The organism is Pseudomonas sp. DSV-1 (assembly GCF_035830915.1).
GTDB lineage: Bacteria > Pseudomonadota > Gammaproteobacteria > Pseudomonadales > Pseudomonadaceae > Aquipseudomonas.
Window position 1 is genome coordinate 64,040 of record NZ_JAYMYG010000001.1, and the last position, 25,617, is coordinate 89,656.

General features: G+C 57.4%; 24 protein-coding genes and 1 pseudogene. 13 read left to right on the forward strand and 12 right to left on the reverse strand.

The genetic code is table 11. The features are described 5' to 3' along the window. Positions 1 to 21: 21 nt before the first annotated feature. From VSQ83_RS00340 to VSQ83_RS00365, 6 genes are all read right to left on the reverse strand, one after another. Positions 22 to 696 (reverse strand): methionine ABC transporter permease, encoded by a 675-nt coding sequence (locus tag VSQ83_RS00340; RefSeq protein ID WP_219262030.1) that lies wholly within the window; start codon positions 694 to 696, stop codon positions 22 to 24. Continuing rightward, positions 696 to 1,703 carry a methionine ABC transporter ATP-binding protein gene (locus VSQ83_RS00345; protein ID WP_133075341.1) on the reverse strand — a complete coding sequence of 336 codons (1,008 nt, stop codon included), beginning with the start codon at positions 1,701 to 1,703 and terminating at the stop codon, positions 696 to 698. Before VSQ83_RS00345 ends, VSQ83_RS00340 begins: the two co-directional genes overlap by 1 nt. 213 nt (positions 1,704 to 1,916) lie before the next feature. Then, positions 1,917 to 2,633 (reverse strand): PA5502 family lipoprotein, encoded by a 717-nt coding sequence (locus VSQ83_RS00350; RefSeq protein WP_133075095.1) that lies wholly within the window; start codon positions 2,631 to 2,633, stop codon positions 1,917 to 1,919. A 37-nt stretch (positions 2,634 to 2,670) separates the two neighbouring features. Next, on the reverse strand, positions 2,671 to 3,459 hold the full coding sequence (gene znuB, locus VSQ83_RS00355) for a zinc ABC transporter permease subunit ZnuB (RefSeq protein ID WP_133075096.1): 789 nt from the start codon (positions 3,457 to 3,459) through the stop codon (positions 2,671 to 2,673). Further along, positions 3,452 to 4,240: a zinc ABC transporter ATP-binding protein ZnuC gene (gene znuC / locus VSQ83_RS00360; RefSeq protein WP_133075097.1), complete on the reverse strand. Its 789-nt coding sequence runs from the start codon at positions 4,238 to 4,240 to the stop codon at positions 3,452 to 3,454. The genes znuB and znuC overlap by 8 nt, the downstream gene beginning before the upstream one ends. Beyond that, entirely contained in the window at positions 4,240 to 4,722 is a 483-nt protein-coding gene (locus tag VSQ83_RS00365; RefSeq protein ID WP_133075098.1) for a Fur family transcriptional regulator, read from the reverse strand. The genes znuC and VSQ83_RS00365 overlap by 1 nt, the downstream gene beginning before the upstream one ends. Before the next feature lie 66 nt (positions 4,723 to 4,788). Between VSQ83_RS00365 and VSQ83_RS00370 the strand changes: the two genes are divergently transcribed. Next, positions 4,789 to 5,709: a zinc ABC transporter substrate-binding protein gene (locus tag VSQ83_RS00370; RefSeq protein WP_133075099.1), complete on the forward strand. Its 921-nt coding sequence runs from the start codon at positions 4,789 to 4,791 to the stop codon at positions 5,707 to 5,709. Positions 5,710 to 5,868: 159 nt separating this feature from the next. Here the strand turns inward: VSQ83_RS00370 and VSQ83_RS00375 are convergent, their stop codons facing one another. Continuing rightward, on the reverse strand, positions 5,869 to 6,819 hold the full coding sequence (locus tag VSQ83_RS00375) for a homoserine kinase (protein ID WP_219262031.1): 951 nt from the start codon (positions 6,817 to 6,819) through the stop codon (positions 5,869 to 5,871). A gap of 56 nt (positions 6,820 to 6,875) precedes the next feature. Further along, positions 6,876 to 7,166 carry a DUF2782 domain-containing protein gene (locus VSQ83_RS00380; RefSeq protein ID WP_019828138.1) on the reverse strand — a complete coding sequence of 97 codons (291 nt, stop codon included), beginning with the start codon at positions 7,164 to 7,166 and terminating at the stop codon, positions 6,876 to 6,878. Positions 7,167 to 7,240: 74 nt separating this feature from the next. On the opposite strand from VSQ83_RS00380, the gene polA reads away from it, so the two are divergent. After that, on the forward strand, positions 7,241 to 10,006 hold the full coding sequence (polA, locus tag VSQ83_RS00385; RefSeq protein WP_326425009.1) for a DNA polymerase I: 2,766 nt from the start codon (positions 7,241 to 7,243) through the stop codon (positions 10,004 to 10,006). A 345-nt stretch (positions 10,007 to 10,351) separates the two neighbouring features. On the opposite strand, the gene yihA is transcribed toward polA, so the two are convergent. Beyond that, complete coding sequence (gene yihA, locus VSQ83_RS00390) at positions 10,352 to 11,002, reverse strand: ribosome biogenesis GTP-binding protein YihA/YsxC (protein ID WP_019828135.1); 651 nt, start codon at positions 11,000 to 11,002, stop codon at positions 10,352 to 10,354. Positions 11,003 to 11,192: 190 nt separating this feature from the next. Here yihA and VSQ83_RS00395 point away from each other — a divergent pair. The 7 genes and pseudogenes from VSQ83_RS00395 to VSQ83_RS00425 all read left to right on the forward strand — a co-directional run bounded on the left by VSQ83_RS00395 (position 11,193) and on the right by VSQ83_RS00425 (position 17,448). Next, positions 11,193 to 11,449: pseudogene (locus tag VSQ83_RS00395) on the forward strand (c-type cytochrome). Positions 11,450 to 11,495: 46 nt separating this feature from the next. Beyond that, entirely contained in the window at positions 11,496 to 12,116 is a 621-nt protein-coding gene (locus VSQ83_RS00400) for a c-type cytochrome (RefSeq protein WP_133075102.1), read from the forward strand. Between the two features lie 200 nt (positions 12,117 to 12,316). Continuing rightward, the gene (locus VSQ83_RS00405) at positions 12,317 to 12,955 is read left to right on the forward strand and encodes a thiol:disulfide interchange protein DsbA/DsbL (RefSeq protein ID WP_133075103.1); all 639 of its coding nucleotides are present in this window, start codon (positions 12,317 to 12,319) and stop codon (positions 12,953 to 12,955) included. Positions 12,956 to 12,970: 15 nt separating this feature from the next. Further along, complete coding sequence (locus VSQ83_RS00410; protein ID WP_133075104.1) at positions 12,971 to 13,849, forward strand: endonuclease/exonuclease/phosphatase family protein; 879 nt, start codon at positions 12,971 to 12,973, stop codon at positions 13,847 to 13,849. Beyond that, positions 13,846 to 15,858: a GGDEF domain-containing protein gene (locus tag VSQ83_RS00415; protein ID WP_326425011.1), complete on the forward strand. Its 2,013-nt coding sequence runs from the start codon at positions 13,846 to 13,848 to the stop codon at positions 15,856 to 15,858. Before VSQ83_RS00410 ends, VSQ83_RS00415 begins: the two co-directional genes overlap by 4 nt. 285 nt (positions 15,859 to 16,143) lie before the next feature. Next, the gene (locus VSQ83_RS00420) at positions 16,144 to 16,545 is read left to right on the forward strand and encodes a hypothetical protein (protein WP_326425013.1); all 402 of its coding nucleotides are present in this window, start codon (positions 16,144 to 16,146) and stop codon (positions 16,543 to 16,545) included. Between the two features lie 123 nt (positions 16,546 to 16,668). Next, the gene (locus tag VSQ83_RS00425; protein WP_133075107.1) at positions 16,669 to 17,448 is read left to right on the forward strand and encodes an N-acetylmuramoyl-L-alanine amidase; all 780 of its coding nucleotides are present in this window, start codon (positions 16,669 to 16,671) and stop codon (positions 17,446 to 17,448) included. Between the two features lie 13 nt (positions 17,449 to 17,461). On the opposite strand, the gene VSQ83_RS00430 is transcribed toward VSQ83_RS00425, so the two are convergent. Together VSQ83_RS00430 and algB are read right to left on the reverse strand one after the other, a co-directional pair. Beyond that, entirely contained in the window at positions 17,462 to 19,252 is a 1,791-nt protein-coding gene (locus VSQ83_RS00430) for a KinB sensor domain-containing domain (protein ID WP_219262036.1), read from the reverse strand. A gap of 7 nt (positions 19,253 to 19,259) precedes the next feature. Next, complete coding sequence (gene algB, locus VSQ83_RS00435) at positions 19,260 to 20,606, reverse strand: sigma-54-dependent response regulator transcription factor AlgB (RefSeq protein ID WP_133075109.1); 1,347 nt, start codon at positions 20,604 to 20,606, stop codon at positions 19,260 to 19,262. Positions 20,607 to 21,037: 431 nt separating this feature from the next. On the opposite strand from algB, the gene VSQ83_RS00440 reads away from it, so the two are divergent. The 4 genes from VSQ83_RS00440 to VSQ83_RS00455 all read left to right on the forward strand — a co-directional run bounded on the left by VSQ83_RS00440 (position 21,038) and on the right by VSQ83_RS00455 (position 24,839). Further along, positions 21,038 to 21,322 carry a hypothetical protein gene (locus VSQ83_RS00440; RefSeq protein ID WP_133075110.1) on the forward strand — a complete coding sequence of 95 codons (285 nt, stop codon included), beginning with the start codon at positions 21,038 to 21,040 and terminating at the stop codon, positions 21,320 to 21,322. 85 nt (positions 21,323 to 21,407) lie between these two features. Then, entirely contained in the window at positions 21,408 to 21,572 is a 165-nt protein-coding gene (locus VSQ83_RS00445; RefSeq protein WP_019828122.1) for a DUF1328 domain-containing protein, read from the forward strand. A gap of 613 nt (positions 21,573 to 22,185) precedes the next feature. Further along, a complete protein-coding gene (gene gltP, locus VSQ83_RS00450) occupies positions 22,186 to 23,505 on the forward strand; it encodes a glutamate/aspartate:proton symporter GltP (protein WP_133075111.1) in 1,320 nt (439 codons plus the stop codon). A 104-nt stretch (positions 23,506 to 23,609) separates the two neighbouring features. Continuing rightward, positions 23,610 to 24,839: a nucleoside recognition domain-containing protein gene (locus VSQ83_RS00455; RefSeq protein ID WP_133075112.1), complete on the forward strand. Its 1,230-nt coding sequence runs from the start codon at positions 23,610 to 23,612 to the stop codon at positions 24,837 to 24,839. Between the two features lie 117 nt (positions 24,840 to 24,956). On the opposite strand, the gene VSQ83_RS00460 is transcribed toward VSQ83_RS00455, so the two are convergent. Beyond that, a complete protein-coding gene (locus VSQ83_RS00460; protein ID WP_219262693.1) occupies positions 24,957 to 25,598 on the reverse strand; it encodes a class I SAM-dependent methyltransferase in 642 nt (213 codons plus the stop codon). Positions 25,599 to 25,617: the final 19 nt, after the last annotated feature.

Sequence of the window (25,617 nt, forward strand, 5' to 3'; positions counted from 1 at the left end):
GTTTATTGACGCGGGTCGCGTTTACTTGCGTGAAAAGTGAACCACCAGCCTGTCGCCAACGGTTTGCAGAATTTGCACCAGAATCAGCAACAGCACCACTGTGACGATCATCACGTCAGGCTGGAAGCGCTGATAACCGAACCGGATGGCCAAATCCCCCAGACCGCCAGCGCCAACCACGCCCGCCATTGCGGTGTAGCCCACCAGCGTAATTGCCGTCACCGTGATCGCGGCAAAAATGCCGGGGCGCGCTTCGGGCAACAAGGCATTGGTAATAATCTGACGCGTATTGGCGCCCATCGCCTGAGTGGCTTCGATGATGCCGCGATCCACTTCCCGAAAGGCTGTTTCTATCAAGCGGGCAAAGAACGGTGTGGCGCCCACCACCAATGGTGGAATGGCGCCGGCAACACCCAGTGAGGTTCCTGTGATCACCACGGTGAGCGGGATCATGACGACCAGCAAAATGATGAACGGCAGCGAGCGCAGGATGTTCACCACAAAAGACAGCGCGCCATACAGGGTTTTCTGTTCAAGAAGCTGGCGCGGGCTGCACAGGAACAGCAGGATGCCCAGTGGCAGGCCGAGCAATACCGTGAACAGCAGCGAACCGCCGAGCATGATCATGGTGTCGCCGGTGGCTAGCCATATTTCGTACCAATCAATGTTGGAGAAGAAGCCCAGGAAGGATTCCATTAGCGCAGCACCTCCATATGAACGTCAGCAGCAACGAAGCTGGCGAACGCCGCTTCCATGTCGCCACCGGTGATGGCGAGGGTCAGTTGCCCATAAGGGGTGTCTTTGATGCGGTCAATGCGGCCGGCCAGGATGCTGTAATCCACACCCGTTTCGCGGGCGATGGTGCCCAGCAGAGGCGCGTAGGTAGATTCGCCCTGGAAGGTCAGGCGGACGATGCGGCCAGGGACATGAGCGAAATCGTCGCGCTGCTCACTCTCGTCGATCTGCTCGTCTTCTTGCACAAAACGCTTGGTGGTCGGGTGCTTGGGGTGCAGGAACACCTCGGCCACCGGACCTTGCTCAACGATAACGCCAGCATCCATCACCGCCACTTCGTCACACACACGACGGATGACATCCATCTCATGGGTGATCAGCACGATAGTCAGCTTCAGCTCGCGGTTGATCTCGGCCAGCAGTTGCAACACAGAGGCGGTGGTTTGCGGGTCGAGGGCACTGGTGGCCTCGTCGCACAGCAATACTTTGGGTTTGGTGGCCAGGGCACGGGCAATGCCCACACGCTGTTTCTGGCCGCCCGACAGTTGCGCCGGGTACTTTTTGGCGTGATCAGACAGACCTACGCGTTCGAGCAATTCAGCGACGCGCTGATCAATAGCACTGCGGGACAATTCACCGGCAAGTGTCAGAGGCATTGCAACGTTGTCGGCCACAGTCTTGGAGGCCAGCAGGTTGAAGTGCTGGAAGATCATGCCCACTTGCTGACGGAAGCGGCGCAGGCCGTTGGCGTCCATTGCGGTCACGTCTTCGTTGTCGACGATGATCTTGCCGCCGCTCGGGGTTTCAAGGCGGTTGATCAGGCGCAGCAATGTACTTTTACCCGCACCGGAGTGGCCAATCAGGCCGAACACCTTGCCGCTCTCAACACGCAAACTGGTGGAGTGCAGCGCGGGAATGTCCTTACCGGCAACCCGGTAAGTTTTATGAACGTTATGAAACTCAATCACGTAGCGAACCTTGTGGGCGCGTAAATAGAAGTTCAGCGGTAAGCCGGGCACGCATCTTATCGTGCTCGCATATGCTTGACTTAGCATTTATTAATGGGCATTCCTTTGATTTTGGAATAAGAAATCAAAGGTCATAAAATGCCAATCGCCGCGTGTGCCAGTGTTGCGCTAGGGCGCAATACTCTGGGTTGGCACAGGCGGCGACTTTTTGTATCAAGGCTTGCGCGGTGTCAGTACCAATTGCGCAGGCACATGGCGAATGATCTGACGCTCAAGGCTCAGGTCAAACCCGGGGTCGAGCTTTTTAACGCGCTTGCTGATCAGTGTGGCCAGCCACGGGTAGTCCGCGGTACGCGGAACCTGCAGGCTGACGGCACACTGGTAATTGACGATATCTTGCGCGATCAAATCCAGTTGATGGCGAAGTTTCGCACTATCGGTGATGTTCAGCGCTACGGTGGTGCTCAGGGCCGCCGGATCAATCACCTTGGCCGGTGGACGGGCTTCAGCTGCCTTGAGGGCTGCCTCGGCTTTATCCAGCTCGGCCTTGCGTGCCTGGGCAATGGCGCTGTTGACGCCGCCCGTCAGCGCAGGTGCTTTGGGCATCAGGGCGCGGGCACGGCTCAGGGCTGTGGCTGCGGCGTTGACGTCACCTTTTTGAAGAACGATCTGGCTGCGCTGCAGGTAGGCTTCGGCCAGTTGGCGCTGGTACTGCACCCATTGCGGATCATCCGGCGTCTGGGCCTGCAAGGTGCTCAGTTGGTCTTCAGCGGTCGCGAGTTCGCTGCTGGCCAGGTTTTGCTCCAGCTGTGCGATGGCCGCAGCGCGAGCGTCAACGGCAGTAGTATCGGCCGACGGCGTGCTTTGGCAGGCGCCCAGCAGCAAGGAAAATGCGGCCAGGAGCAAGTAACGGAAGTTGAACAGCTTCATTCCTGCGGCTCTCTAAGTGCGCAAAAAACAAGCAAGTCTACACCCCTCGACGGGGCAGAACAAAACTCAGCAAAAACAGTGCAGCGGCACACACCACAATCGATGGTCCCGCTGGCGTGTCCTTGAACCATGACAAGGCCAGGCCACCACACACGGCCAGTATTCCCAGGGCACTTGCGCCCAGTGCCATTTGCTCCGGAGAGCGCGCATGGCGTTGGGCCGCTGCTGCCGGAATGATCAGCAGGGAGGTGATCAACAGCACGCCGACGATCTTCATCGCCACAGCGATCACCACGGCGATCAAAAGCATCAGGGTCAAGCGTAACGCGGCCACTGGCAAACCTTCCACCGTGGCCAGTTCTTCGTGAACAGTAATCGCCAGCAACGGCCGCCACAGCGCAACCAGAAGCGCCAGTACCGCAGCGCTGCCGCCCAGAATCCACATCAGGTCGGTAGGGCTGATGGCCAGTAGGTCGCCAAACAAATACGCCATCAGATCAATCCGAACTTCATGCATGAAGCTTAGTACGACCAGCCCGAGGGACAAGGTACTCGGGGCGAGAATTCCGAGCAACGTGTCGGATGCCAACGATTGGCGTTGCTGAAGCGTGACCAGCAGCACGGCCAGCAGCAGGCAGCCCACGGTTACGGCAATGGTGGGGCTGATGTCCAGCAAGAAACCCATCGCTACACCCAACAGGGCCGCATGGGACAACGTGTCGCCGAAGTAGGCCATGCGCCGCCACACCACGAACGAACCCAGAGGTCCTGCAACTATTGCCAAAGCCAGACCTGCCAGCAGGGCGTAAAGCAGAAAATCAGCCATGCTTGCAGCCTTCTCCGTGAACGTGGGCGGATGCCGCCGTGGTGTTTTCGTTGACCACCGAACCATGCAAGTCATGGGCGTGGTCGTGATGGTGGTGATAAATCGCCAGGCTTTGTGCGTTTTTGCCAAACAACTCGACAAAGGCCGGGTCGCCGCTCACCTGCTCAGGATGGCCTGAACAGCAGACGTGGCGATTAAGGCACACCACCTGATCGGTTGTGCTCATCACCAGATGCAAATCGTGGGAAACCATCAGCACGCCGCAACCGTGGCGGTCGCGCAGGCGGGTGATCAGGGCATACAGCTCCGATTGGCCAGCCACGTCCACGCCTTGAACCGGTTCGTCGAGCACCAGCAATTCGGGTTTGCGCAGCAGGGCACGGGCCAGCAGCACACGTTGCATTTCACCGCCTGAAACGCTTTGCACCGGGCTGTCGATCACCTTCTCGGCGCCGACTTCCTTCAGTGCCTCAAGGGCCTGGGCGCGATCTACGCCGGGCACCAGGCGCAAAAAGCGCAGCACCGACAGTGGCAGTGTCGGGTCAACGTGCAGCTTCTGGGGCATGTAGCCAACACGCAGTTTAGGCTTGCGCCAGACACTGCCGCTGGTGGGCTTGAGCAGGCCGAGTACGGCCTTGACCAACGTGGTTTTACCCGCGCCGTTGGGGCCGATCAGGGTCACGATCTGGCCCGGCTCAACGCTCAGCTCAATATTGTCGAGTACGTTTTGCCCGGAATACGTCACGGTGACGTGTTGCAGGCGAATCAGTGCAGTGCTCATCAGGCCTCCCGGCAACCCGAACACAAACCGACCACTTCGACGGTCTGGCCTTCGACAGTAAAGCCGACATCTCGTGCGCTGTTGATAATCGCGTCACTGATGGATTTTTGTTCAAGTTCGATCGCGGCGTGGCACGTGCGGCAAATCAGGAACTGGCCCTGATGCGGATGCTCGGGATGGCTACAGCCGACAAAGGCATTGAGCGACGAGATGCGGTGCACCAGGCCATTGTCGAGCAGGAAGTCCAGGGCGCGATAAACGGTCGGCGGCGCGGCGCGGCGACCGTCCTGCTCGCTGAGCACGGCCAGAATATCGTAGGCACCCAGCGGCTTGTGGCTCTGCCACACCAGTTCCAGCACCCGACGTCGCAAAGCGGTCAGGCGCAGGCCTTTTTGCGCACACAGAACATCGGCCTCAGTAAGCGCACTGTGGACACAATGAGAATGGTCATGGGGACGACTGGCAAGCGGTGTTATAGGCATGGGCGGCGACGATTTTTGAGAGAGACGTTATTATGTTACCTGTTTCAGCCACCATGAGTGCTCATCGTGCCCCGTCTTTTTTCCCTTTTTCTAGCTCTAAGTGCCAGTTTGCTTGTGATTAACCCGGCTCAGGCCGAGGTGAGCGTGCTGACCAGCATCAAGCCCTTGCAACTGATTGCCGCTGCCGTACAGGACGGCGTAGGGCACCCGGAGGTACTTTTGCCTCCCAATGCTTCGCCGCATAACTACGCGTTGCGGCCATCCGACGTACGGCGTGTGCAGTCGGCGGATCTCTTGTACTGGATCGGTCCGGACATGGAAGGTTTCTTGCCGCGAGTGATCAAGACCCGCACCTTGCCATCAGTGACGGTGCAAACCCTGCCGGGTTTGAAGCTGCGTCATTTCGCCGAAGATAGTCATTCCCACGAAGAAGATGCCGCCGAACATGATCACGATCATCGTCCTGGCACACTGGATGCGCATTTGTGGCTGGCGCCGGACAATGCACGGGTGATTGCTGCAAAAATGGCCGCAGACTTGAGCGAAAAAGACCCCGCCAATGCGGCCAGATACCAGGGCAACCTCAAGGCTTTCAATGAGCGTCTGGACGAATTGAATGCGCGCTTGAAAGCCCGCATGGCCGGAATTGCCGACAAGCCGTTCTTCGTCTTCCATGAAGGCTACGATTATTTCGAAAGCGCTTACGGTCTTAAGCACACGGGTACGTTCAGCGTGGCTTCGGAAGTGCAGCCGGGCGCTCAACACGTAGCGGCCATGCGCAAGCGTTTGCAGGAAGTGGGCAAGACGTGCGTGTTCAGCGACCCGCCGCTGCGTCCGCGTCTGGCTGACACCCTGACGGCCGGCTTGCCGGTCAAGTTGGCGGAGCTGGATGCATTGGGCGGCTATACCCCCGCGACGGCGCAGGGTTACGAGCAGTTGCTGGAAAAGCTGGGCAATGACCTGGCGGGGTGTCTGGAAAGCTTGTAAGCCGACTCCCACAGATTGTGTGGCGTTCACAAAAGTTGCAGCTTGCCAGAACGTCTGTGGGAGCGGGCTTGCTCGCGATTGGATCGACGCGTCTGTTCAGATACACCGCGCCGTTTGAATCGCGAGCAAGCCCGCTCCCACAATTGATTTCAGTGTTTGTTACAACGCGAACGGCAGTTGTACGGTCACCTTCTGACGCAATGCCAGGCGCTTTTCAAATTCGCCCGGATCGTGAATCAGCACGTCCTGACCGGCAAAGGTCTGAGCGGCGATGAGGCGCGACAGCCAGAATCTCACGCACGCAACGCGCAACATGGTTGGCCACAACTCGGCTTCAGCAGCCGTGAACGGGCGCAGTGCCGCATAGGCGCCGAGCAGGGCGCGCGCGCGCGGGGCGTCGATCTGACCTTCTTCGTCAGCACACCAGTCATTCAGGGCGATCGCCACGTCGTACAGCATTGGACCTGAGCAGGCGTTGTAAAAGTCGATCAGCCCCGTCAGATGAGTGCCTTCAAACATCGCGTTGTCGCGAAACAGGTCGCCGTGCAGGTTGGCCCGGGGCAGTGCCAGGATCTGTGCCTTGCGCTCAGTGATTTCCTGTAGCGCCTTTTGCAGCAAATCTGCCGAGTCAGGCGACAAATCAGCCATCAGGGCGGGTCCTTCAGCCAGCATCCAGTCCAGGCCGCGGTCTGTCTTGCGCTCCAGTACCTTGTTGCGCGTGGCTGTGTGCAAGTGACCGAGCAATTCCCCGACCTGGGCGCAATGCTGGGCGTTGGCCTCACGAATATGCTTGCCCGCCAGGCGTGGTTGCAGCAATGCCGGTTTGCCCTTGAGTTCGCGCAGGGCCAGGCCGTCAACGGTGCGCAGGGCAAAAGGCACCGGAAGGTCGGCGTCATGCAGTACATCCAGCAACTCGATAAAGAACGGCATTTCTTTGACCGGGCCGCGCTCAACCAGGGTCAGGACATATTCACCCTTCTCCAGGCTGATGAAGTAGTTGGTATTTTCGCTTCCCGCGGCAATTCCCTGGAAATCGAGCAGGCGGCCGAGTTCGTAAGGCGCAAGGAAGGTTTCCAACTCGCTGCGAGTCAGTGGGGTGAATACAGACATGATTTAAATTGCCAGTACGGGCGCCGTGCGAGGCGGCGCCAATTAAAGTTAAGACGCTACTTCCATTCGAAGATTTTCCACGAAGGAATCAGCATATCCGGCTGGTCGGAACGGATGTAATTGGCATCAGTACCATCAGCCCGCACCAGAAAGTACGGTTTGCCCCCTTTTGGGGTGACCTTGATGGCGTACAGGAAACCGTTTTGACGGTATTCCTGAATGGTTTTATCGCCTTCCGTGCGAATGGTTACATCTGGATCGGCGGTGACTGCTTCATCGGCTGCAAAGGTTACCAGCGGAGTGAATGCAAACAAACCGGTCAGCAACAGGCGATTGAGTGTACGCATGATAACCTTGTCCCTTTGTCGTCATTGGTCCGGACATTCTAGCGCCGGACTCGCCGAAAAGGTTGATCCTGCTCATGAGCCAAGCTCCCCTCGTCCTGGTGGACGGTTCTTCATATTTGTACCGCGCCTTTCACGCGCTTCCGCCGCTGACTACGTCCAAGGGTCTGCCGACAGGCGCCGTAAAGGGCGTGTTGAACATGCTCAAAAGCCTGCGCAAGCAGTATCCGGACAGCCCGTTCGCGGTGGTTTTCGATGCCAAGGGCGGGACATTTCGCGATGACATGTACGCCGAATACAAGGCCAATCGTCCGAGCATGCCCGATGACATGCGGGTGCAAATCGAGCCGTTGCACGCCAGTGTGATCGCGCTGGGCTTCCCTTTGCTGTGCGTTGAAGGCGTTGAAGCGGACGATGTCATCGGCACGCTGGCCCGCAGCAGCGCAGCAGCAGACCGACCAGTGGTTATCTCGACCGGTGACAAGGACATGGCCCAACTGGTTGATGGCCACATCACCCTGGTCAACACCATGACCGGCAGCGTGATGGACATCGAGGGCGTCAAAGAGAAATTTGGCGTCTCGCCCGAGCAAATCATCGATTACCTCGCACTGATGGGCGATTCGTCCGACAACATTCCAGGCGTTCCGGGGATTGGTCCAAAGACCGCGTCTGGCTTGCTGGTGGGTGTAGGCGGTGGCCTTTCTGATCTGTACGAAAAGCTCGATATCGTGCCGACCCTGCCCATTCGTGGCGCAAAAAACCTGCCCGCCAAACTCGAAGAACACCGGGAAATGGCATTTTTGTCGTATCAGCTGGCGACCATCAAGGTCGATGTGCCGCTGGATATCGGCCTGGAAGACTTGCACCTCAAGGCGCCGGACTGCGAAAAACTGATTGAGCTGTACACCGAGCTGGAATTCAAAAGCTGGATTGCCGATGTTGAGCGCGAGGCCAAGCGCGCCGGTCATGTGATCGTGCAGGAAGAGCTGCCCGCCTCAACGGATGAACAGCACTACGAGACCATTCTCGATCAGGCCCGTTTTGACGTATGGCTGAAGAAGCTCAACGATGCGAAATTGATTGCCTTTGACACCGAAACCACCGGTCTGGACGCCCAGCAAGCACAGCTGGTGGGGCTCTCGTTTGCAGTCAAGCCGGGCGAAGCTGCCTATATTCCGTTGACCCACTCCTATATGGGTGTGCCGGAGCAACTGGATCGCGACACCGTCCTGCGTGCCCTCAAACCGTTGCTGGAAGACCCGAGTAAAGCCAAGGTCGGGCAACACGCTAAGTACGACATGAATATCCTGGCCAACTGCGCCATCGGTGGCGATCAGGCGTGCGGGATCATGGTGCAGGGCGTTGCCTTCGACACCATGCTTGAGTCCTATGTGCTGGACTCCACAGGCAGCCGTCACGACATGGATAGCCTGGCCCTCAAGTACCTGGGGCACACCACCACCAGTTTTCAGGACATAGCCGGCAAAGGCGTCAAGCAGCTGACCTTTGACCAGATTTCCCTGGAGCAGGCAGGGCCGTATGCTGCCGAAGATGCCGACGTGACCTTGCGCCTGCACCATGTGCTGCACGAAAAACTGGCAGCGATCCCTGGCCTGAACAGCGTGCTGACAGACATCGAGATGCCGCTGGTGCCGGTGCTGGCGCGTATTGAACGCCAGGGCGCGCTGGTAGATGCCAACCTGCTGGGCATTCAAAGCGTTGAGCTGGGTGACAAGCTGGTTGCACTTGAGCGTGAGGCTTTTGCCATTGCCGGTGAGGAATTCAACCTGAGTTCACCTAAGCAACTGGGTGTGATTCTGTACGAAAAACTCGGTTTACCGATTATCAGCAAAACAGCCAAAGGCCAGCCTTCGACTGCCGAAGCCGTGCTGGCTGAACTGGCCGAGCAGGATTTCCCGTTGCCCAAGGTGCTGATGCAGTACCGCTCGATGAGCAAACTGAAAAGCACCTACACCGATCGGCTACCTGAGCAGATCAATCCGCGTACGGGGCGCATTCATACGTCCTACCACCAGGCTGTTACGGCGACCGGGCGTTTGTCTTCAAGTGATCCAAACTTGCAGAACATTCCGATTCGTACCGCCGAAGGTCGTCGGATTCGTCAGGCGTTCGTTGCTCCAAAAGGCTACAAACTGCTGGCGGCGGACTACTCGCAAATCGAACTGCGGATCATGGCTCATCTGGCCAAGGACGAAGGTTTGCTGCATGCCTTCCGCAACAATCTGGATGTGCACAGCGCTACGGCGGCCGAAGTTTTTGGGGTCGAGCTGGGTGATGTCACCACTGATCAGCGTCGCAGCGCCAAGGCAATCAACTTTGGCCTGATCTATGGCATGAGTGCCTTTGGCCTTGCCAAGCAGATCGGTGTCGATCGCAAACAGTCACAGGCCTATATCGACCGCTATTTCGCGCGGTATCCGGGGGTGCTGGATTACATGGAGCGCACGCGGACTCAGGCCGCCGAGCAAGGCTATGTCGAGACCATTTTTGGCCGTCGCCTGTACTTGCCGGAAATCAACGCGAAAAACCCTGCGCTGCGCAAAGGCGCCGAGCGTACGGCCATCAACGCCCCTATGCAGGGCACTGCAGCCGATATCATCAAAAAAGCGATGGTGGCTGTGGACAACTGGTTGAGTGCGTCCGGCCTTGATGCCCGCGTCATCCTGCAGGTACACGATGAATTGGTGCTTGAAGTGCGTGAAGACCTGGTGGATCAGGTGCGCGACGAAGTACGTGTGCACATGAGCGAAGCGGCGAAGCTGGATGTGCCACTGGTGGTTGAGGTGGGCGTGGGCAATAACTGGGATGAGGCGCACTAAAACTGCCGAGCCTGGGTAGTCGCTGCCGAGGCACGCAGGCTGCGAGCCCTTGATCTTTGTTGATCTTTAAGGGCTCGCAGCCTGTGTGCCTCGGCAGCGACTGCACGTTTTTACGGCTTGGCGCCTGGTCTGCAAGCGGGCTTATTCCAAATCGTTTTTAGCCTCCGGGAACTAAATCTGCCAATCACCACTCAGATTTATTGAATGGGTGGTGAAGCCCTTCAATGCTCCTAATGTTGTGTTAAGTGTTGGCAGATATCTGGACCCCGCCCTAGCGGTCCAGTACTTGAACCCCGGACCTCCTTCCCCCCATGCGAAGTCCGGGGTTTTTTTTGTCCGGCTTTTTTACTCGCCAGCCTCGACCAGCTCTTCGCCTTTGTTCGGCAGTTCCATCCAGCGTGCAAGGACGGTGTACGCCTCTTCCAGGCCCATGCGCTTAGGGGTGGAGAATAGCTGGATAGTGACTGCGTCGCCCCACTGCTTGCGAATATCCGACTGAATTTTGAGCAGCGTATTTTTTGCAGCGCCGTACGTCAGTTTGTCGGCTTTGGTCAGCAAAATATGCATCGGCATGCCGCTCGACACGGTCCAATCGAGCATCAACAGGTCGAAATCGGTCATTGGATGACGGATATCCATCATCAAAATCACACCCTTGAGGCTTTCGCGGCTGCCGAAATAAGCTTCAAGGTGACGCTGCCAGTGCAGCTTCAGCGGGATCGGTACCTTGGCGTAGCCGTAGCCGGGCAGGTCGACCAGGCGACGTTCTTCGTCCAGCTGGAAGAAGTTCAGCAACTGGGTGCGCCCTGGCGTTTTTGACGTACGCGCCAGGCTGGCGTGGGTCAAAGTGTTGAGTGCGCTGGACTTGCCGGCGTTTGAGCGGCCGGCAAACGCGACTTCGTAGCCTTCGTCATCGGGGCATTGATCGACTTTGGCAGCGCTGAGCATGAAGGTAGCCTGTTGGCACAGACCTAGAATGGGGTTCTTGAGTTGCATGGGATTTCCGATGTGAGCGGCGTCAGGAATGGACGCGGCGAGCGTGTCGTTTCCGTTTCAGTGACGCCAGTATATAATGCCGCAGATTTTGTGTGCGCTTTGTCCCAGCGTAGGATGAAGAACACGGGAGTGAAAAAACCAGGTTGCGCATTAGAACGCAGCAAGCTCCCAACCCTGAAAAGGTCGTTTTATGACGAAATGGCTGCTAGTTACCGGTGTCTTGAGGCCACGTTACAGCATTCAGGCTACACAGGATCCGGAAGCCGTGTACAACCGCGTTTGTATTGTCTGCCATGCTGGCCAGCAGTAAGGCCAAGGTTTGAGCAAGGTATGGAGGCGCTGGTGCAACACGTGACCCAGGGTTTCAAGGCGATGCCGCCGCGTGGTTTGTGCATGGACTGCAGTGTCGAGGATTACCGATCTGTCCTACAGTGGATAGGCGAGTGAGCCCGGCCCATAACTCTTTAACCCTTAGCCGTAGTTGGATTAGCTGATGAACAAATTACTCGTGAGTCTGCTGTTGACCTTGGGTGTCACCGGTATTGCCCAGGCTGCAGGCACCGCTGTTGTAGGCGATGCTGCTGCAGGTCAGGCAAAAACCGCTGTGTGTGGCGCTTGTCACGGTCCAGACGGCAATAGCATGGCCCCAAACTTCCCAAAACTGGCCGGGCAAGGTGATCGTTACCTGCTCAAGCAGTTGCATGAAATCAAGGACGGCAAGCGTCAGGTGCTGGAAATGACCGGCCTGCTGACAAACCTGAACGATCAGGACCTTGCCGATATCGCGGCGTACTACTCAAGCCAGAAAAACTCGGTTGGCGCTGCCGACCCGGCACTGGTTGCCCAGGGTGAAGCCCTGTTCCGCGGCGGCAACCTTGAGAAAGGCATGCCAGCATGCACCGGTTGCCACTCCCCGGATGGCCAGGGTAACGCGGCTGCAGGCTTCCCGCATCTGGGCGGTCAGCATGCAAGTTACATCGAGAAGCAACTGACAGACTTCCGTGAAGGCGATCGCACCAACGATGGTGACTCGATGATCATGCGCGGCATTGCGGCCAAGATGAGCAACAAGGACATCAAGGCGCTGGCCAGCTATATTCAGGGTCTGCACTAAGGCCGTTACGATCGCTGGAGACAGTCCTTGAAACGACTGGTCATCTTAACGATCGTTTAATCCTTGAATGTGAACCTCAAAGGGCAGCTTCGGCTGCCCTTTTTCATGGCGTCTACCGTTACACTATCGAACTCAAGTCAGCGCGGGCCTGTCTGAATACAGGTCACGTTGAAACGACCTTATCTGCCCAGGAGTAAAGCATGCGTAATCTGATTCTCAGCGCCGCTCTCGTCAGTGCCAGCCTTTTTGGCATGACCGCTCAAGCTGCCGAACCGCTTGAGGCGGGTAAACAATATGTAGAGCTGAGCAGCGCCGTTCCGGTTGCAGTGCCTGGCAAGATCGAAGTTGTCGAACTGTTCTGGTATGGCTGCCCGCATTGCTTTGCATTCGAGCCAACCATCAACCCTTGGGCTGAAAAGTTGCCGGCTGATGTGAACTTTGTACGTATCCCTGCCATGTTTGGCGGGATCTGGAATGTTCACGGTCAACTGTTCATCACCCTGGAAGCCATGGGTGTAGAAAACAAGGTTCACAAGGCTGTTTTCCAGGCGATCCATGACGGCAAAAAGCTGGCTACCCCGGAAGAAATGGCTGAGTTCCTGGCAGGCGAGGGCATCGATAAAGACAAGTTCCTGAGCACCTATAACTCGTTCGCCGTTAAGGGCAAGGTTGAGGATGCCAAGAAAAAGGCCCAGGCCTATCAGATCTCCGGTGTACCGACCATGGTCGTTAACGGCAAGTATCGCTTTGACCTGGGCACTGCCGGCGGTCCTGAGGGCGCATTGAGTGTTGCCGATCAGTTGATCGCCAAAGAGCGCGCGGCGAGCGCCAAGAACTAAGCGGCGCCCGCCCCCGTGCGTCGCTGGAAAAGCGAGCGAATCGTTGGTCTGCACGAACCGCAGATCAATGAGGACCATCTGGCAACCTGCGGGATGCCGGATGATCGGCGTCTGCGATTGCTCAGTTTCAATATCCAGGTCGGTAACAGCACTCAAGGTTACCGACACTACCTGACCCGCAGCTGGCAGCATGTGCTGCCACACAAGGGGCGGGCCGGTAATCTGGAGCGCATAGGCGACTTGCTGGGCGATTTCGATCTGGTTGCCCTGCAAGAGGCGGACGGTGGCAGCCACCGCTCCGGCTACGTCAATCAGGTCAAGTACCTGGCCCAACAGGGCGAATTCCCCTACTGGTATCAACAACTCAATCGCAATCTGGGTCGCCTGGCCCAGCACAGTAACGGGATGCTGAGTCGTCTGCGTCCTAGTGCAATTGAGGATCATCCCTTGCCCGGCCCTGCGGGTCGTGGCGCCATTCTGGTGCGTTTCGGTGATGGCCCAGATGCATTGGTGGTCGTGGTCATGCACCTGGCGCTGGGGACAAAAACCCGCACCCGACAGCTGGCTTACATTCGTGAGCTGATTGGCGGGTATCAGCATCAAGTGTTGATGGGCGACATGAATACCCATGCCAACGACCTGCTGCATACATCGCCTCTGCGCGACCTGGGGTTGCTGGCACCGCAAATGGAGGCCACTTTCCCCAGTTGGCGTCCACAACGCTGTCTTGATCATATTCTGCTCAGTCCCAGCCTGACCCTTGAGCGGGTGCAGGTGCTGGACCAGCCTATTTCAGACCACTTGCCTGTGGCGGTTGATATCCGTTTGCCAGGCTCGGTGGGTGTTGATTCACAGATTGCCTTGCGACCCACAGACAGTGGGCCCCTGGCATGAGTGACGAAGCTGCGCGCTGGAAAGAGAAATACCTTAAAAGTGTTGAGCAGCAAGACAAGCTGGAGCGTCGCTGGAATGCACGCCTCGACTTGCTGCGCCGTGGACTGGTACGCAGCACCCTGGCGGCAGAAGGCACTGATCGCACCGTCGATCAGTGCATGAAGGAAATGCGCGAAGTGGTGCGCACCAATGAGATGGACGCTGCCCTGGCCGCCTTGCTGCCTCGTCTGGAAAAGGCTGTCCTCGACTCTGAACAGCGTCGCGAAACCCGGGTTGAGCAAGTCGGTGTAGCGCTCAACACCCTGGTCACACAACTGCAAGCTTTGCCGTTGCCCCGTGAAGTCAGCAAACCGCTCAAGGCATTTGCCAAGCAGCTCGACAACCGGGTGGCCCATGCCCGTGAAATACCGCTGTTGCTTGACGAGCTAAGCCGCTTGCAGGGACAGGCTCTGGCGCAGCAAGACAATGGCGCAGAACCGCCCAGACCGGGCTTGTTGCAGCGGCTGTTCGGGGGGCACGACGCCGATAAAACCCAGGGCGAGCCCCCTGAACCTGCGCCGGCAGTTCCCGAGGTGCAGCCGGCACGTATCATGGCGCCCCCGGTTGTTGCCAAACCACTTGAAGCCTCTTCGCCAGAGGTGAAGCCGCGGCTGGCAGTTGAAGTGGCCTCTCCACACATCAACGCCCCGCAGCCCAAGACGGAGTCTTTGGCCGACGCCGAGCTCTTTTCGTCCCATGCACCCGAGCCGCAGGTTGTTGGTGAGCCTGAAGAGCCGGAGCCGGGCGGTGCGCTTGAGTCCGTTGTCGCGCAGGTCGACGCTGAAAATAATGTCCTCCACGTGCCGCCTGAGCCTTCCACCCTTGAAATGGCGGGCAGTCCCGAGTCGGTTGAGGGTGAGATTGACGCCGTCTATGCCCTGCCCGAAAGCCCCGAGCCGTCTTACAGTTCGGTGGCGGTGCATATCGAATCCACACTGCTCGGTCTGCTCAATGATCTATCCCTGCCCGAACATCACCGGCCGCAGGCCGAAGCCATGCGCAAGCGTCTCGAAAAGGGACTGAACTGGTACGAATTACTGCCGATTCTCGATGATCTTGCAGTCTTGATGCTAGCCATTACCGATAGCGGCCAGCATGAGTTTGAAGCGTATCTCAAGCAACTCAACGGGCGCCTTGAGTCGTTCCAGAACAACCTTCAGGCGGCCAGTGAAGGCCATGCCGAAGGACGGTCTGCCGCGGACGACCTGCACTCCCGGTTGCTTGAGCACGTTGATGGTTTGCAAAACAGCGTGCAAGACGCCGTTGACCTGAACAGCCTCAAGCACCTTCTGGAAAACCGCCTGGAAGGGTTGCTGGGCACGATGGATCAGTACCAGCAACAGCGAAATGCCCGTGAACAGGAGCTTTCAGCCCACCTGCAAGGGTTGGCCGAGCGCATAACCCACATGGAGCAGCAGGCCCAGGACTACCGCGAACACCTTGAGGAGCAGCGCCAGAAAGCATTGATAGACCCTCTGACCGGCCTGCCTAACAGGGCGGCATGGGGTGAGCGCCTGCAATTTGAAGTGGAGCAGTGGCAAGTTCATGGCAACCCGTTGCTGATTGCCATGCTCGACCTCGATCACTTCAAGCGTATCAATGATGGCTATGGCCACCTGGCTGGCGACAAGGTGCTCAAGATCATCGCCGCACAGTTGCGCAAACACCTGCTTCCCAGCGATTTTGTTGCCCGTTTTGGTGGCGAAGAGTTCGTGCTGCTGATGCCCGGTACAACACTGGCTGACGGCCTGCAGCGGGCCGAAAGGCTTCGGGCGGCCATCGAGGCGTGTCCGTTCCATTTCAAGGGCGAGCCTGTGACTCTGACGGCCTCCATCGGTGTGTCGGCGTTCAAGGCGGGTGATCGCAGCGAGCACGTGATCAAGCGGGCAGATGAGGCGCTGTATCGGGTCAAGGCTAATGGGCGTAATGGCGTTGATCCGTGTCCATCAACTACTGACTTCATTCTTTAAATAAACACTGTCGATTGAAAGTATCTAAGCAAAGCGTGCTGGGAGTCGTAATAGCTTTCCAGCTGCCCAGTAGTACTTATCGGTTTTTAAACAGTATTGCTTAATGATGTTTGTTGATTCTTGACGTGCGAAGGGTGAGCGACTTATATGAAATAACAGGCTGTTTCAGGTTGCTCTAAGGGTGGCCGCAGCACTGTCATCTGTTTATAGGTCGGATGTTTATTGAGAGCGCCATGCCTGCGTGTTCAGGCTGTGTGGTGCCCTGCGCGACTCAAAAGGTAATATATGAAAACGTTAATTCCCTTGTTGTCCGCTCTTGTTTTACTGGTGGGCGCTATTGCGGTTAATGCGGCGGATAAAACTTCTCTGTATTCAGCGTATATCAACAAAGATGGAACCCTGGCAACGCAGTCGCCTTATTGGATTGACCGTATTGAATATTCCAGTCAGCCCGATTATGCAGCCAGTTATAAAGTAAAGTTGAGGCCCGGCAGCTTCCAAAAAGTGCCAAAGTTTTGTGTGGTGTCGGCCGATGATAAATCAAGTTATGAGCACACGCTTTATGGCATGGCAAAGTTGTCGGGTAAACCGACCCGTGAAGAGGTCAATGTGATCGGCCTGATACTGGGGCTCGATGGGCCGTCGGGCGACTCATCGACAAGCTTTTATCTGGTGTGCGGTAAATAGCCGCTTTCCTCCTGCTCGTGCGCGAGCAGGGGGCTCGTTTCAACTCGCTGCCCTGGTACAGCTGCGCGACACGGGCAGTGAGGTATGCTTGATCATTAATTTTCAGCTGTGTTGTCTTTGCCCATGAAATTTTTAACGTTGATCTTGTCCATCGTTTTGCTGGCCGGGTGTGCCAGTGGCCCTCCCATGGACACCCGCCATCCGTCGGTCAACTACGACAGCCGCGTGCAGTTTGTGGTGCTTCATTACACCTCGACCTCTCTGGAGCGCTCTCTGGAGCTGTTGACCCATGGTCCTGTCAGCAGCCATTACCTGATAGGTGATACCCCGCCAACGATCTACAAGCTGGTGGACGAAAACCAGCGCGCCTGGCATGCCGGTGAAAGCCAATGGAAAGGCCGGACATGGTTAAACTCCAGCTCCATCGGCATTGAAATCGTCAACAAGGGTTTTCGTGACACCCCGCAAGGGCGGGTCTGGTATCCCTACACCGAAGGTCAGGTCCAGTCGCTTATTGCACTGCTCAAAGACATTTCGACACGCTACAAGATCGACCCTCGCAACATCATTGGCCACAGCGACATAGCCCCATTGCGCAAGCTGGACCCCGGGCCGCTTTTCCCCTGGAAGCGACTGGCCGAGGCAGGCTTTGGTATCTGGCCAAATGCTCAAGCCGTCGCCCGTGAGCAAGCCCTGTATGCCAGCAATGTGCCGAGCATTACCTGGTTTCAGCAGCAACTGGCGCTATTGGGCTACGAAACGCCGCAAACCGGGGAGCTGGATGTTGCGACTCGCCACGTGTTGTCCGCGTTTCAGATGCACTTCAGGCCTGCATTATTTGATGGCACGCCGGATGCTGAGAGTGCGGCAATCTTGAAAGTGTTGAATACGCAAAAGCACTGATAACCCGTGAGGGCTACAGTAGCGGTAGCGCCATGTAAAACTGCGTGCCTTGGCCGGGCCGCGAGTACACACCGATGCGCCCGCCATGCAGTTGCACAATCTCTTTGCACAGCGCCAAACCAAGCCCGGCCCCGCCCTTTTTGCGACCCACCTGCACAAAGGGTTCAAAAATACGGCCTTGCTGGCTATAGGCAATACCTTCGCCATTGTCTTCGATACTGATGATCACCCGCTCACCATGGCGCCGGGCCTGAAGTCTGATCTGGCCACCACTGGGGGTATGGCGCAAGGCGTTGTCCAGCAGATTATCCAGCACACGTTCAAGCTGGACTTGATCGGCACTGAGCACAGGCAGAGGCTGTTGCAGTTCGACCAATAGCTCGATATTCCTCGCGGTGGCGGGTTCTGCGAAGCGTGCGCGTGCGTCTTCGAGCATCTGGCCGAGGTCACAGGGGGTCAGCGTCAGCTTTTGCATGCCGTTTTGATAACGAGAGAAGTTCAGCAGGTCATTGATCAGCTGCATCAGGCGCTGCATTTCTTCGTTTACGGTGTTGAGCAAATCGGTTTCGCGCGATTGCGGATCAAAGCGCGCGCGCTCCAGAAACAACCCGAACGCCATGTGCATGCCGGTGACGGGGGTACGCAGCTCATGGGACGCCCGCAGTACGAACTCGCTGCGTACACGCTCAAAAGCGCGTTGCTCGGTGACATCATGGAGCACCATGACCGCGCCAAGAATCGGACCTTTGGGTTGGCTGACCGGGGTCAGGCTATAGGTCAGCAGACGGTTCTCGCCCTCGATGTCGACACTCAAATCTTCCGGTAACCGTTCAAGGCTGCCACCTCGCAGCACCGTTTGCAGTTGCTGGTCGAGTTCGGGGCGTTGCAACGCTTCGCCCAGTGGCTGGCCCAGGCGGCTTTCGTCCCAGCCCAGTTGCCGCTGTGCCACCGGATTCAAATGCTCGAGTCGACCCTGCTGATCAATCATCAACAACCCGTCATCAATACTGTCGAGCACTGCCTGCAGCCGTTGCTGGCCCGCCAGCAGCTCGTCGATATTGGTTGCCTGATGTTGGCGCAAGGCTTCGGCCATCGTGCCGAAGCGCCGTGTCAGCAGGTTCATTTCAGTGGCCGAAGAGAGCGGCAGTACCACCTCAAAGTTACCTTTGCCAATATTGTCGGCGGCTTTGGCCAGCGCCTCGATGGGGGCACCAAAACGCCTGGCAATGCCGTGGGCGGTAACAAAGCCGATGATGAGCACCGCAAGGCCGACCAGGCCCAGCAGGGAAGCGATGATTATGGCGCGATCACGGGCGGCGGCCTGTGCGGCATAAATGGTATCCAGTGCTCGGCGGTGTTCGGTGATCAGGCCATTGCGCAACTGATTGAAGCGATTTGAAAGTTCGTTGTCAGTGCTCAGATTGAGTGACGCGCTATTGGCTTGATGGAACGCTTCCAAAAAACTGCCGTAATCTTTGCGTGCCTGAGCAAAGCCGCTGTGCAGATCGTTTTTGCGCTCATGCTCGATGCCCTCGTCGAGCAGGGCCAGATACTCCTGGCTAGAGGCTTGCAGCGCCTGCGGGTCTGGATTGTTGCGCAGCATCAGGATCAATTGATCACCCAGGGACTGCCGCAGCTTGAGCCCCAGATCCAGAGTGATGAAGTTGTTGCGTATCAGAGCCTCCTGGCTCTTGGCCATCTGCATCACGCTGACAACGCCAAGCAAAAGCCCGAGCAACGCCACTGTGATCAGTGCAGAGATGCTAAGGAACAGACGGGTACGCAGCTTGATCGCAAGTCTCATCGGATGCTCACAGGTTGTACTGCTTACGTTTGCGATACAGCGTCGAGGCATCAATACCCAAGGTTTTTGCCGCCTGATCCAGTGTTTCGCTGGTAGCCAGAACGGCGCCGATATGGGCTTTTTCCAGTTGGTCCAGGCTTAATGCCGCACCAATGCGCGGGGCATTGGGTGTGGTCTGTTCGGCCATGCCCAAGTGGCTGACTTCGACCACTTCCTGGGGACAAATGATACTGGCGCGCTCAACCACGTTGCGCAACTCTCGAATATTACCCGGCCAGCGGTAGTTGGACAGCGCCAGGCGGGCTTCCTGGCTGAAGCCCCGGGCAGGTCGGGCGTATTCCTTGACGAAGCGGGCCAGAAAGCGATCGGCCAGGGTCAGGATATCTTCACTGCGCTCGCGTAACGGCGGCAGATGCAAGGTGATTACGTTCAGGCGATAGAGCAGGTCTTCACGAAAGCGACCATCACGCACCATGTCTTCAAGGTTGAGGTTGGTGGCGGCCAGAATCCTTACATCGGCGCGGCGGGTCACGGGGTCGCCCACGCGTTCGTATTCCTTGTCTTGAATAAAGCGCAGTAGTTTTGGCTGGAGTGTCAGTGGGAAGTCACCGATCTCATCCAGGAACAATGTACCGCCGTCAGCCTGGTTAACCCGGCCCAGTGTGCTTTCACTGGCACCGGTGAACGCTCCGCGGGTATGGCCGAACAGCTCGCTTTCCATCAACTCGGCCGTCAGGGACGGACAGTTAATAGTCACGCACGATTTTTTGGCCCGTTTGCTCCAGCCATGAATCGCCCGTGCCAACTCGCCCTTACCAGTGCCGGATTCACCGAGAATCAAGATGTTGGCATCAGTGCCAGCGACCTGACGTGCCGTTTCCAGTACCGCCATCATGGCTGGGCTGTGGGAGTCCAGGCCGTCCTTTGGCTTGCGCACTTCACCTTCCAGGGCTTCAAGACGGGCGGACAACTGGCGCACTTCCAACTGTTTGGCCGTCGCCAGACGCAACTGGTCAGGGCTGCACGGTTTGACCAGATAGTCCGCGGCACCGGCCTGAATCGCATCCACTGCGGTGTCGACCGCCGAGTGGGCGGTGACAATCACCACGCGCATCCATGGAGCTTGAATGCGCATCTGGGCCAACACATCCAGGCCGTTGTCTTCGCCCAGGCGCAAATCGAGGAAACACAGATCGAACACCTGACGTTGCAGGAGCGAGTCTGCCTGTGCCGCGCTGTTGGCGGTGGCAACGGTGTAACCCTCGTCTTCGAGGCAATAGCGGAATGTGCGCAGGATGGCAGATTCATCATCGACCAGCAGAATGCGGCCCTGGTGCTCTTTGGCTGATTCCATGTCCTGCGTTCCTTTATGAGTGATCTTGGTTAGTGTCGGAATAATCGGGCAAGTTGCATGATTTTTCAGGATTCATTCCGAGGCTAGCACTGAAGGCAGTCTGTTGCCCGGAGTAACTGACTGATTTTAAAGCTGAATAGGCTGAATATCAGGTCTTGATCGATCGTGGGAATTTACCCTCGTAGCATCTGACTCGCGGAGCGAGGCTGCGGGGTTTGCGTGGCAGCGGGATCGTGCATAACGCACGACGGGCATTGGGGCTATCGTGCAGGATGCGCGTAAAAGCGGCCTTTTAAAACAACTAAGTATTTGATTTATATAGGTTTTATATCGATTCGAAAACTGGCATGGCACCTGCAATTACCTTTGTATAGAGCGTCGCGGCTTGCGACTTATCCACACATTGACCACCGGGTGGCAGGAGTTTGAACATGAATCGTCAACAATTCTCCAACATGCGTGTTTCGTCATTGCATCTACAGCAGGGTTTGTTTGCCAGCCTTGCCTTGTCGGTGACATTGATCGGTGGTCAACAGTGGAGCCGATTGGAAGCCGCGCCGCAGCCCGTTGCGACCGTTCTGCACTCTGCCGCCCCACAGCAGCATTTCAAGGCTTACGGATCTGTGACTGACTCCGCTGGCCGTTACGAACTGGCGGCTTCGGACGAGACACAAATAGCCAACACTCAACCTGCACCGGAACGTTGGGTGTTTTGAGTGTTCACAACCTTGAGGCCCTGATCGGGCATCGAGCTATACCAGCGGCATCATCCTGTTTCGCACAGTAATAAGGAGAATCACCATGTTGAGTTGGGCAATTACCTTCCTGATTATCGCCATCATCGCTGCTGTTTTGGGCTTCGGTGGTATTGCGGGCACCGCGACCGGCATCGCCAAGATCCTCTTTGTCGTGTTCCTGGTCATGTTTGTGGTGTCCTTCATCTTTGGTCGTCGCGGTCGAGGCTAGGCATGTTCGCCCCATCCTTTAAGGAAGTGGTCGCTGTCCTGTTAATAACAGGCGGCGACCGAGGGGTATGAAACCGGTTACAGGCTTTAATGATGCCAAGGTTTTGCCTTGGTTTTTTTGTGCCTGAAGAAAATCATCCGGTATACGTAATGCCTTATCAGGGTTCATTTTTTTGAAAACAAATGTGGCCTGAACGGTGCTTCGAAACGTCGACCGTATATCGACAAATAGAAAAATAGCCCGGACTTATATCTGATTTGTGTTGTCGGATATTTCTTGGATATATGCGGCTTTATGCCACTCCCTTCTTGGCTAAAAAGACCTTGAAACAGCCGGTCTACGGCGCTTATGTCGTCTATTCTGTGGAATCGCAGGGGGGGCGATTTGAGGTCTTGTCGGACAAAACCCATGCCGATTCGGCATAGGGTAGGCGTTTACGGCATTAGACGGCCACCTCATGCATGGGAATAGTTGCGCCTTTTTTCGCCTGCCAAAGAGCCTTTCTGGCTCGGTTTGGGCGACCTTCTACGGGGGTGGCGGTTTCTGATTTTTGCGCTTTCGAGCGCTCTATTCTGAGCCTCTGCCCGAGTCCACTTGAAGTAAGGGTAATGACATGAAGAAGGCAAAACTTAGCCTCGCCTGGCAGATCCTGATTGGTCTGGTCCTCGGGATTGCAATCGGCGCGCTGCTCAACCATTTCAGTGCTGAAAAGGCCTGGTGGATCAGTAACGTTCTGCAACCTGCCGGCGATATCTTTATCCGTCTGATCAAGATGATCGTAATCCCAATCGTGATTTCTTCACTGGTTGTCGGGATTGCAGGCGTGGGAGATGCGAAGAAGCTCGGTCGTATCGGTTTTAAAACCATCATTTACTTCGAGGTGGTCACCACCATCGCGATTTTGGTCGGCCTGGTGCTGGCCAACGTGTTCCAGCCAGGTGCCGGGATCGACATGAGCACCCTGGGCACAGTCGATATCTCGAAGTATGCGGCCACGGCGGCTGAGGTCACCCATGAACATGCGTTCATCGAGACCATCCTCAACCTGATCCCATCCAACATCTTCGCGGCCATGGCTCGCGGTGAGATGCTGCCGATCATCTTCTTCTCGGTGCTCTTCGGTCTCGGTTTGTCGAGCCTGAACGCCGAACTGCGCGACCCGCTGGTGAAAACCTTCCAGGGCGTGTCCGAGTCGATGTTCAAAGTCACTCACATGATCATGAACTACGCGCCAATCGGTGTGTTTGCCCTGATCGCCGTGACCGTCGCCAACTTCGGCTTCGCCTCCCTGGTGCCACTGGCCAAGCTGGTGGTGCTGGTTTACGCGGCCATCCTGTTCTTCGCCTTTGCGGTACTGGGCCTGATCGCCAAGCTGTTCGGCTTCTCCGTGATCAAGCTGATGCGCATCTTCAAGGACGAACTGGTACTGGCTTACTCCACCGCCAGCTCCGAAACCGTGCTGCCGCGCGTGATCGAGAAGATGGAAGCCTACGGCGCACCGAAAGCGATTTGCAGCTTTGTGGTACCGACCGGCTACTCGTTCAACCTTGACGGTTCGACCCTGTACCAGAGCATCGCGGCAATCTTTATCGCTCAGCTGTATGGCATCGACCTGTCGCTCAGCCAGCAACTGCTGCTGGTATTGACCCTGATGGTCACCTCCAAAGGCATCGCCGGTGTGCCGGGCGTGTCCTTCGTGGTGTTGCTGGCCACGCTGGGCAGCGTGGGTATCCCGCTGGAAGGCCTGGCCTTTATCGCCGGTGTTGACCGTGTGATGGACATGGCCCGTACGGCCCTGAACGTGATCGGTAACGCCCTGGCGGTACTGGTAATTTCCCGTTGGGAAGGCATGTACGACGACGCCAAGGGCGAGCGCTACTGGAACTCGCTGCCGCACTGGCGCAGCAAGGAAGCCCTGCCAAAAGGTGAGTAACCTCGCCTGGTAGTGCAACTCCCACAAACCCCGGCCCAGGCCGGGGTTTGTTGTTTCTGGGGGTAGGCCGCTATCATTCGCACCATCTTCCAGGAGTTTTCTTGATGCTCAACGGCCTATGGCTCAGCTTTTTCGTCGTCGCTACGGTGTCGGCGCTCGCCCAATGGCTGGTGGGGGGCAATGCGGGGATCTTCTCCGCGATCGTGGAAAGCATCTTCGCCATGGCCAAGTTGTCGGTCGAAGTGATGATTTTGCTCTTCGGCACACTGACGTTATGGCTGGGCTTTTTGCGTATTGCCGAAAAGGCCGGGATCGTCGACTGGCTGGGCAGGGCGCTGGGGCCGCTGTTCAAGCGCCTGATGCCGGAAGTCCCGCCCGGCCACCCGGCGCTGGGCTTTATTACCCTTAACTTTGCCGCCAACGGCCTGGGGCTGGACAACGCTGCCACTCCCATCGGCCTCAAAGCCATGCGCGCCCTGCAAGAACTCAACCCGAGCCCGACCAGTGCCAGCAATGCGCAAATCCTGTTTCTGGTGCTCAACGCCTCGTCCCTGACCCTGTTGCCGGTCACCATCTTTATGTATCGCGCCCAGCAAGGGGCTCCTGACCCGACGCTGGTGTTCCTGCCGATCCTGCTGGCGACCAGTGCCTCAACCCTGGTCGGGCTGCTATCGGTGGCCGTGGTGCAGCGTCTGCGGCTGTGGGACCCGGTGGTGCTGGCGTACCTGGTGCCTGGCGCGTTGATCCTGGGCGGCTTCATGGCGCTGCTGGCGACCCTGTCGGCCACGGCGCTGGCCAGCCTGTCCTCGATCCTGGGCAACCTCACCCTGTTTGGGCTGATCATGTTGTTTCTGGTGATTGGCGCCTTGCGCAAGGTCAAGGTTTACGAAGCGTTCGTTGAAGGGGCCAAGGAAGGCTTCGACGTGGCAAAAAACCTGCTGCCATATCTGGTGGCGATGCTGTGTGCAGTGGGGGTGTTGCGGGCATCCGGGGCCCTGGACTTTGGCCTGGACGGCATTCGTCATGTGGTCGAGTGGTTGGGTTGGGACACCCGTTTTGTCGACGCTTTGCCCACGGCGATGGTCAAGCCTTTCTCGGGCAGTGCTGCACGGGCGTTGCTGATCGAAACCATGCAGACCCAGGGTGTGGACAGCTTCCCGGCGCTGGTGGCGGCCACGGTGCAGGGCAGTACTGAAACCACCTTCTATGTACTGGCGGTGTACTTCGGTGCCGTGGGTATCCAGCGAGCCCGGCATGCGGTGAGCTGCGCCTTGCTGGCTGAACTGGCGGGTGTCGTGGCCGCTATTTTGGTGTGCTACTGGTTCTTTGGCTAAGAGCACACCGTTTACAGCACTGTAGTCGCTGCCGAAGGCTGCGAAGGCTGCGAAGGGTTGCGGAGCAACCCGTTATTCTGAATTTCACGCGACCCTCAACGCAGCCTTCGGCAGCGACTACAGGGCTTGTGCAGCGGGCTTGCGCCACACACTCACCAGCCACGGCTGCTGGTCACGGGGCAAGCCCGCCGGGCGATAGTAGTGTTCAAGTTCGGCAAAACCGGCTGCCATCAGCATCGCACGCCAGTTCTCCAGATCGTGATAAGCGCCATAACGTTCACCGTTCCAGCCTTCACGGTTGTCGCCGCGAGGGTTGGAACTGAGCAGTACGCCCCCGGGTTTCAAGGTAGCGTGCAGCTTGCCCAGTACCTGGCCCAGTTCCTGGGTCGGCACATGGAACAACGAGGCGTTGGCAAAAATGCCGTCGAAGCGCTCAGCGGGCAAATCAAGCTTGAGAAAGTCCTGGTGCCACACTTCGCAGCCGCTGTCCTCGCGGGCCATTTGAGTGAAACGCTCGGTGCCGTCCAGCCCGACCGCGACATGGCCCAGCCGGGTGAAGGTTTGCAGGTCGCGACCCGGACCACAGCCAAAATCCAGAATCGAAAACGGCGAACTGCCCTGGATATGCCGCAGCAGAGCGTTGATGTTCTGGCTCACGTCGTGGTCGCGGGTGCCTTCACGGAAGCCTTCGGCACTCTGTTGATAGTGGCCAAGTGTGATGGCAGCAATCTGTTCGAGGGTCTTTGGATCGAGGGTCATCGCAGGCTCAGTCGGCGTC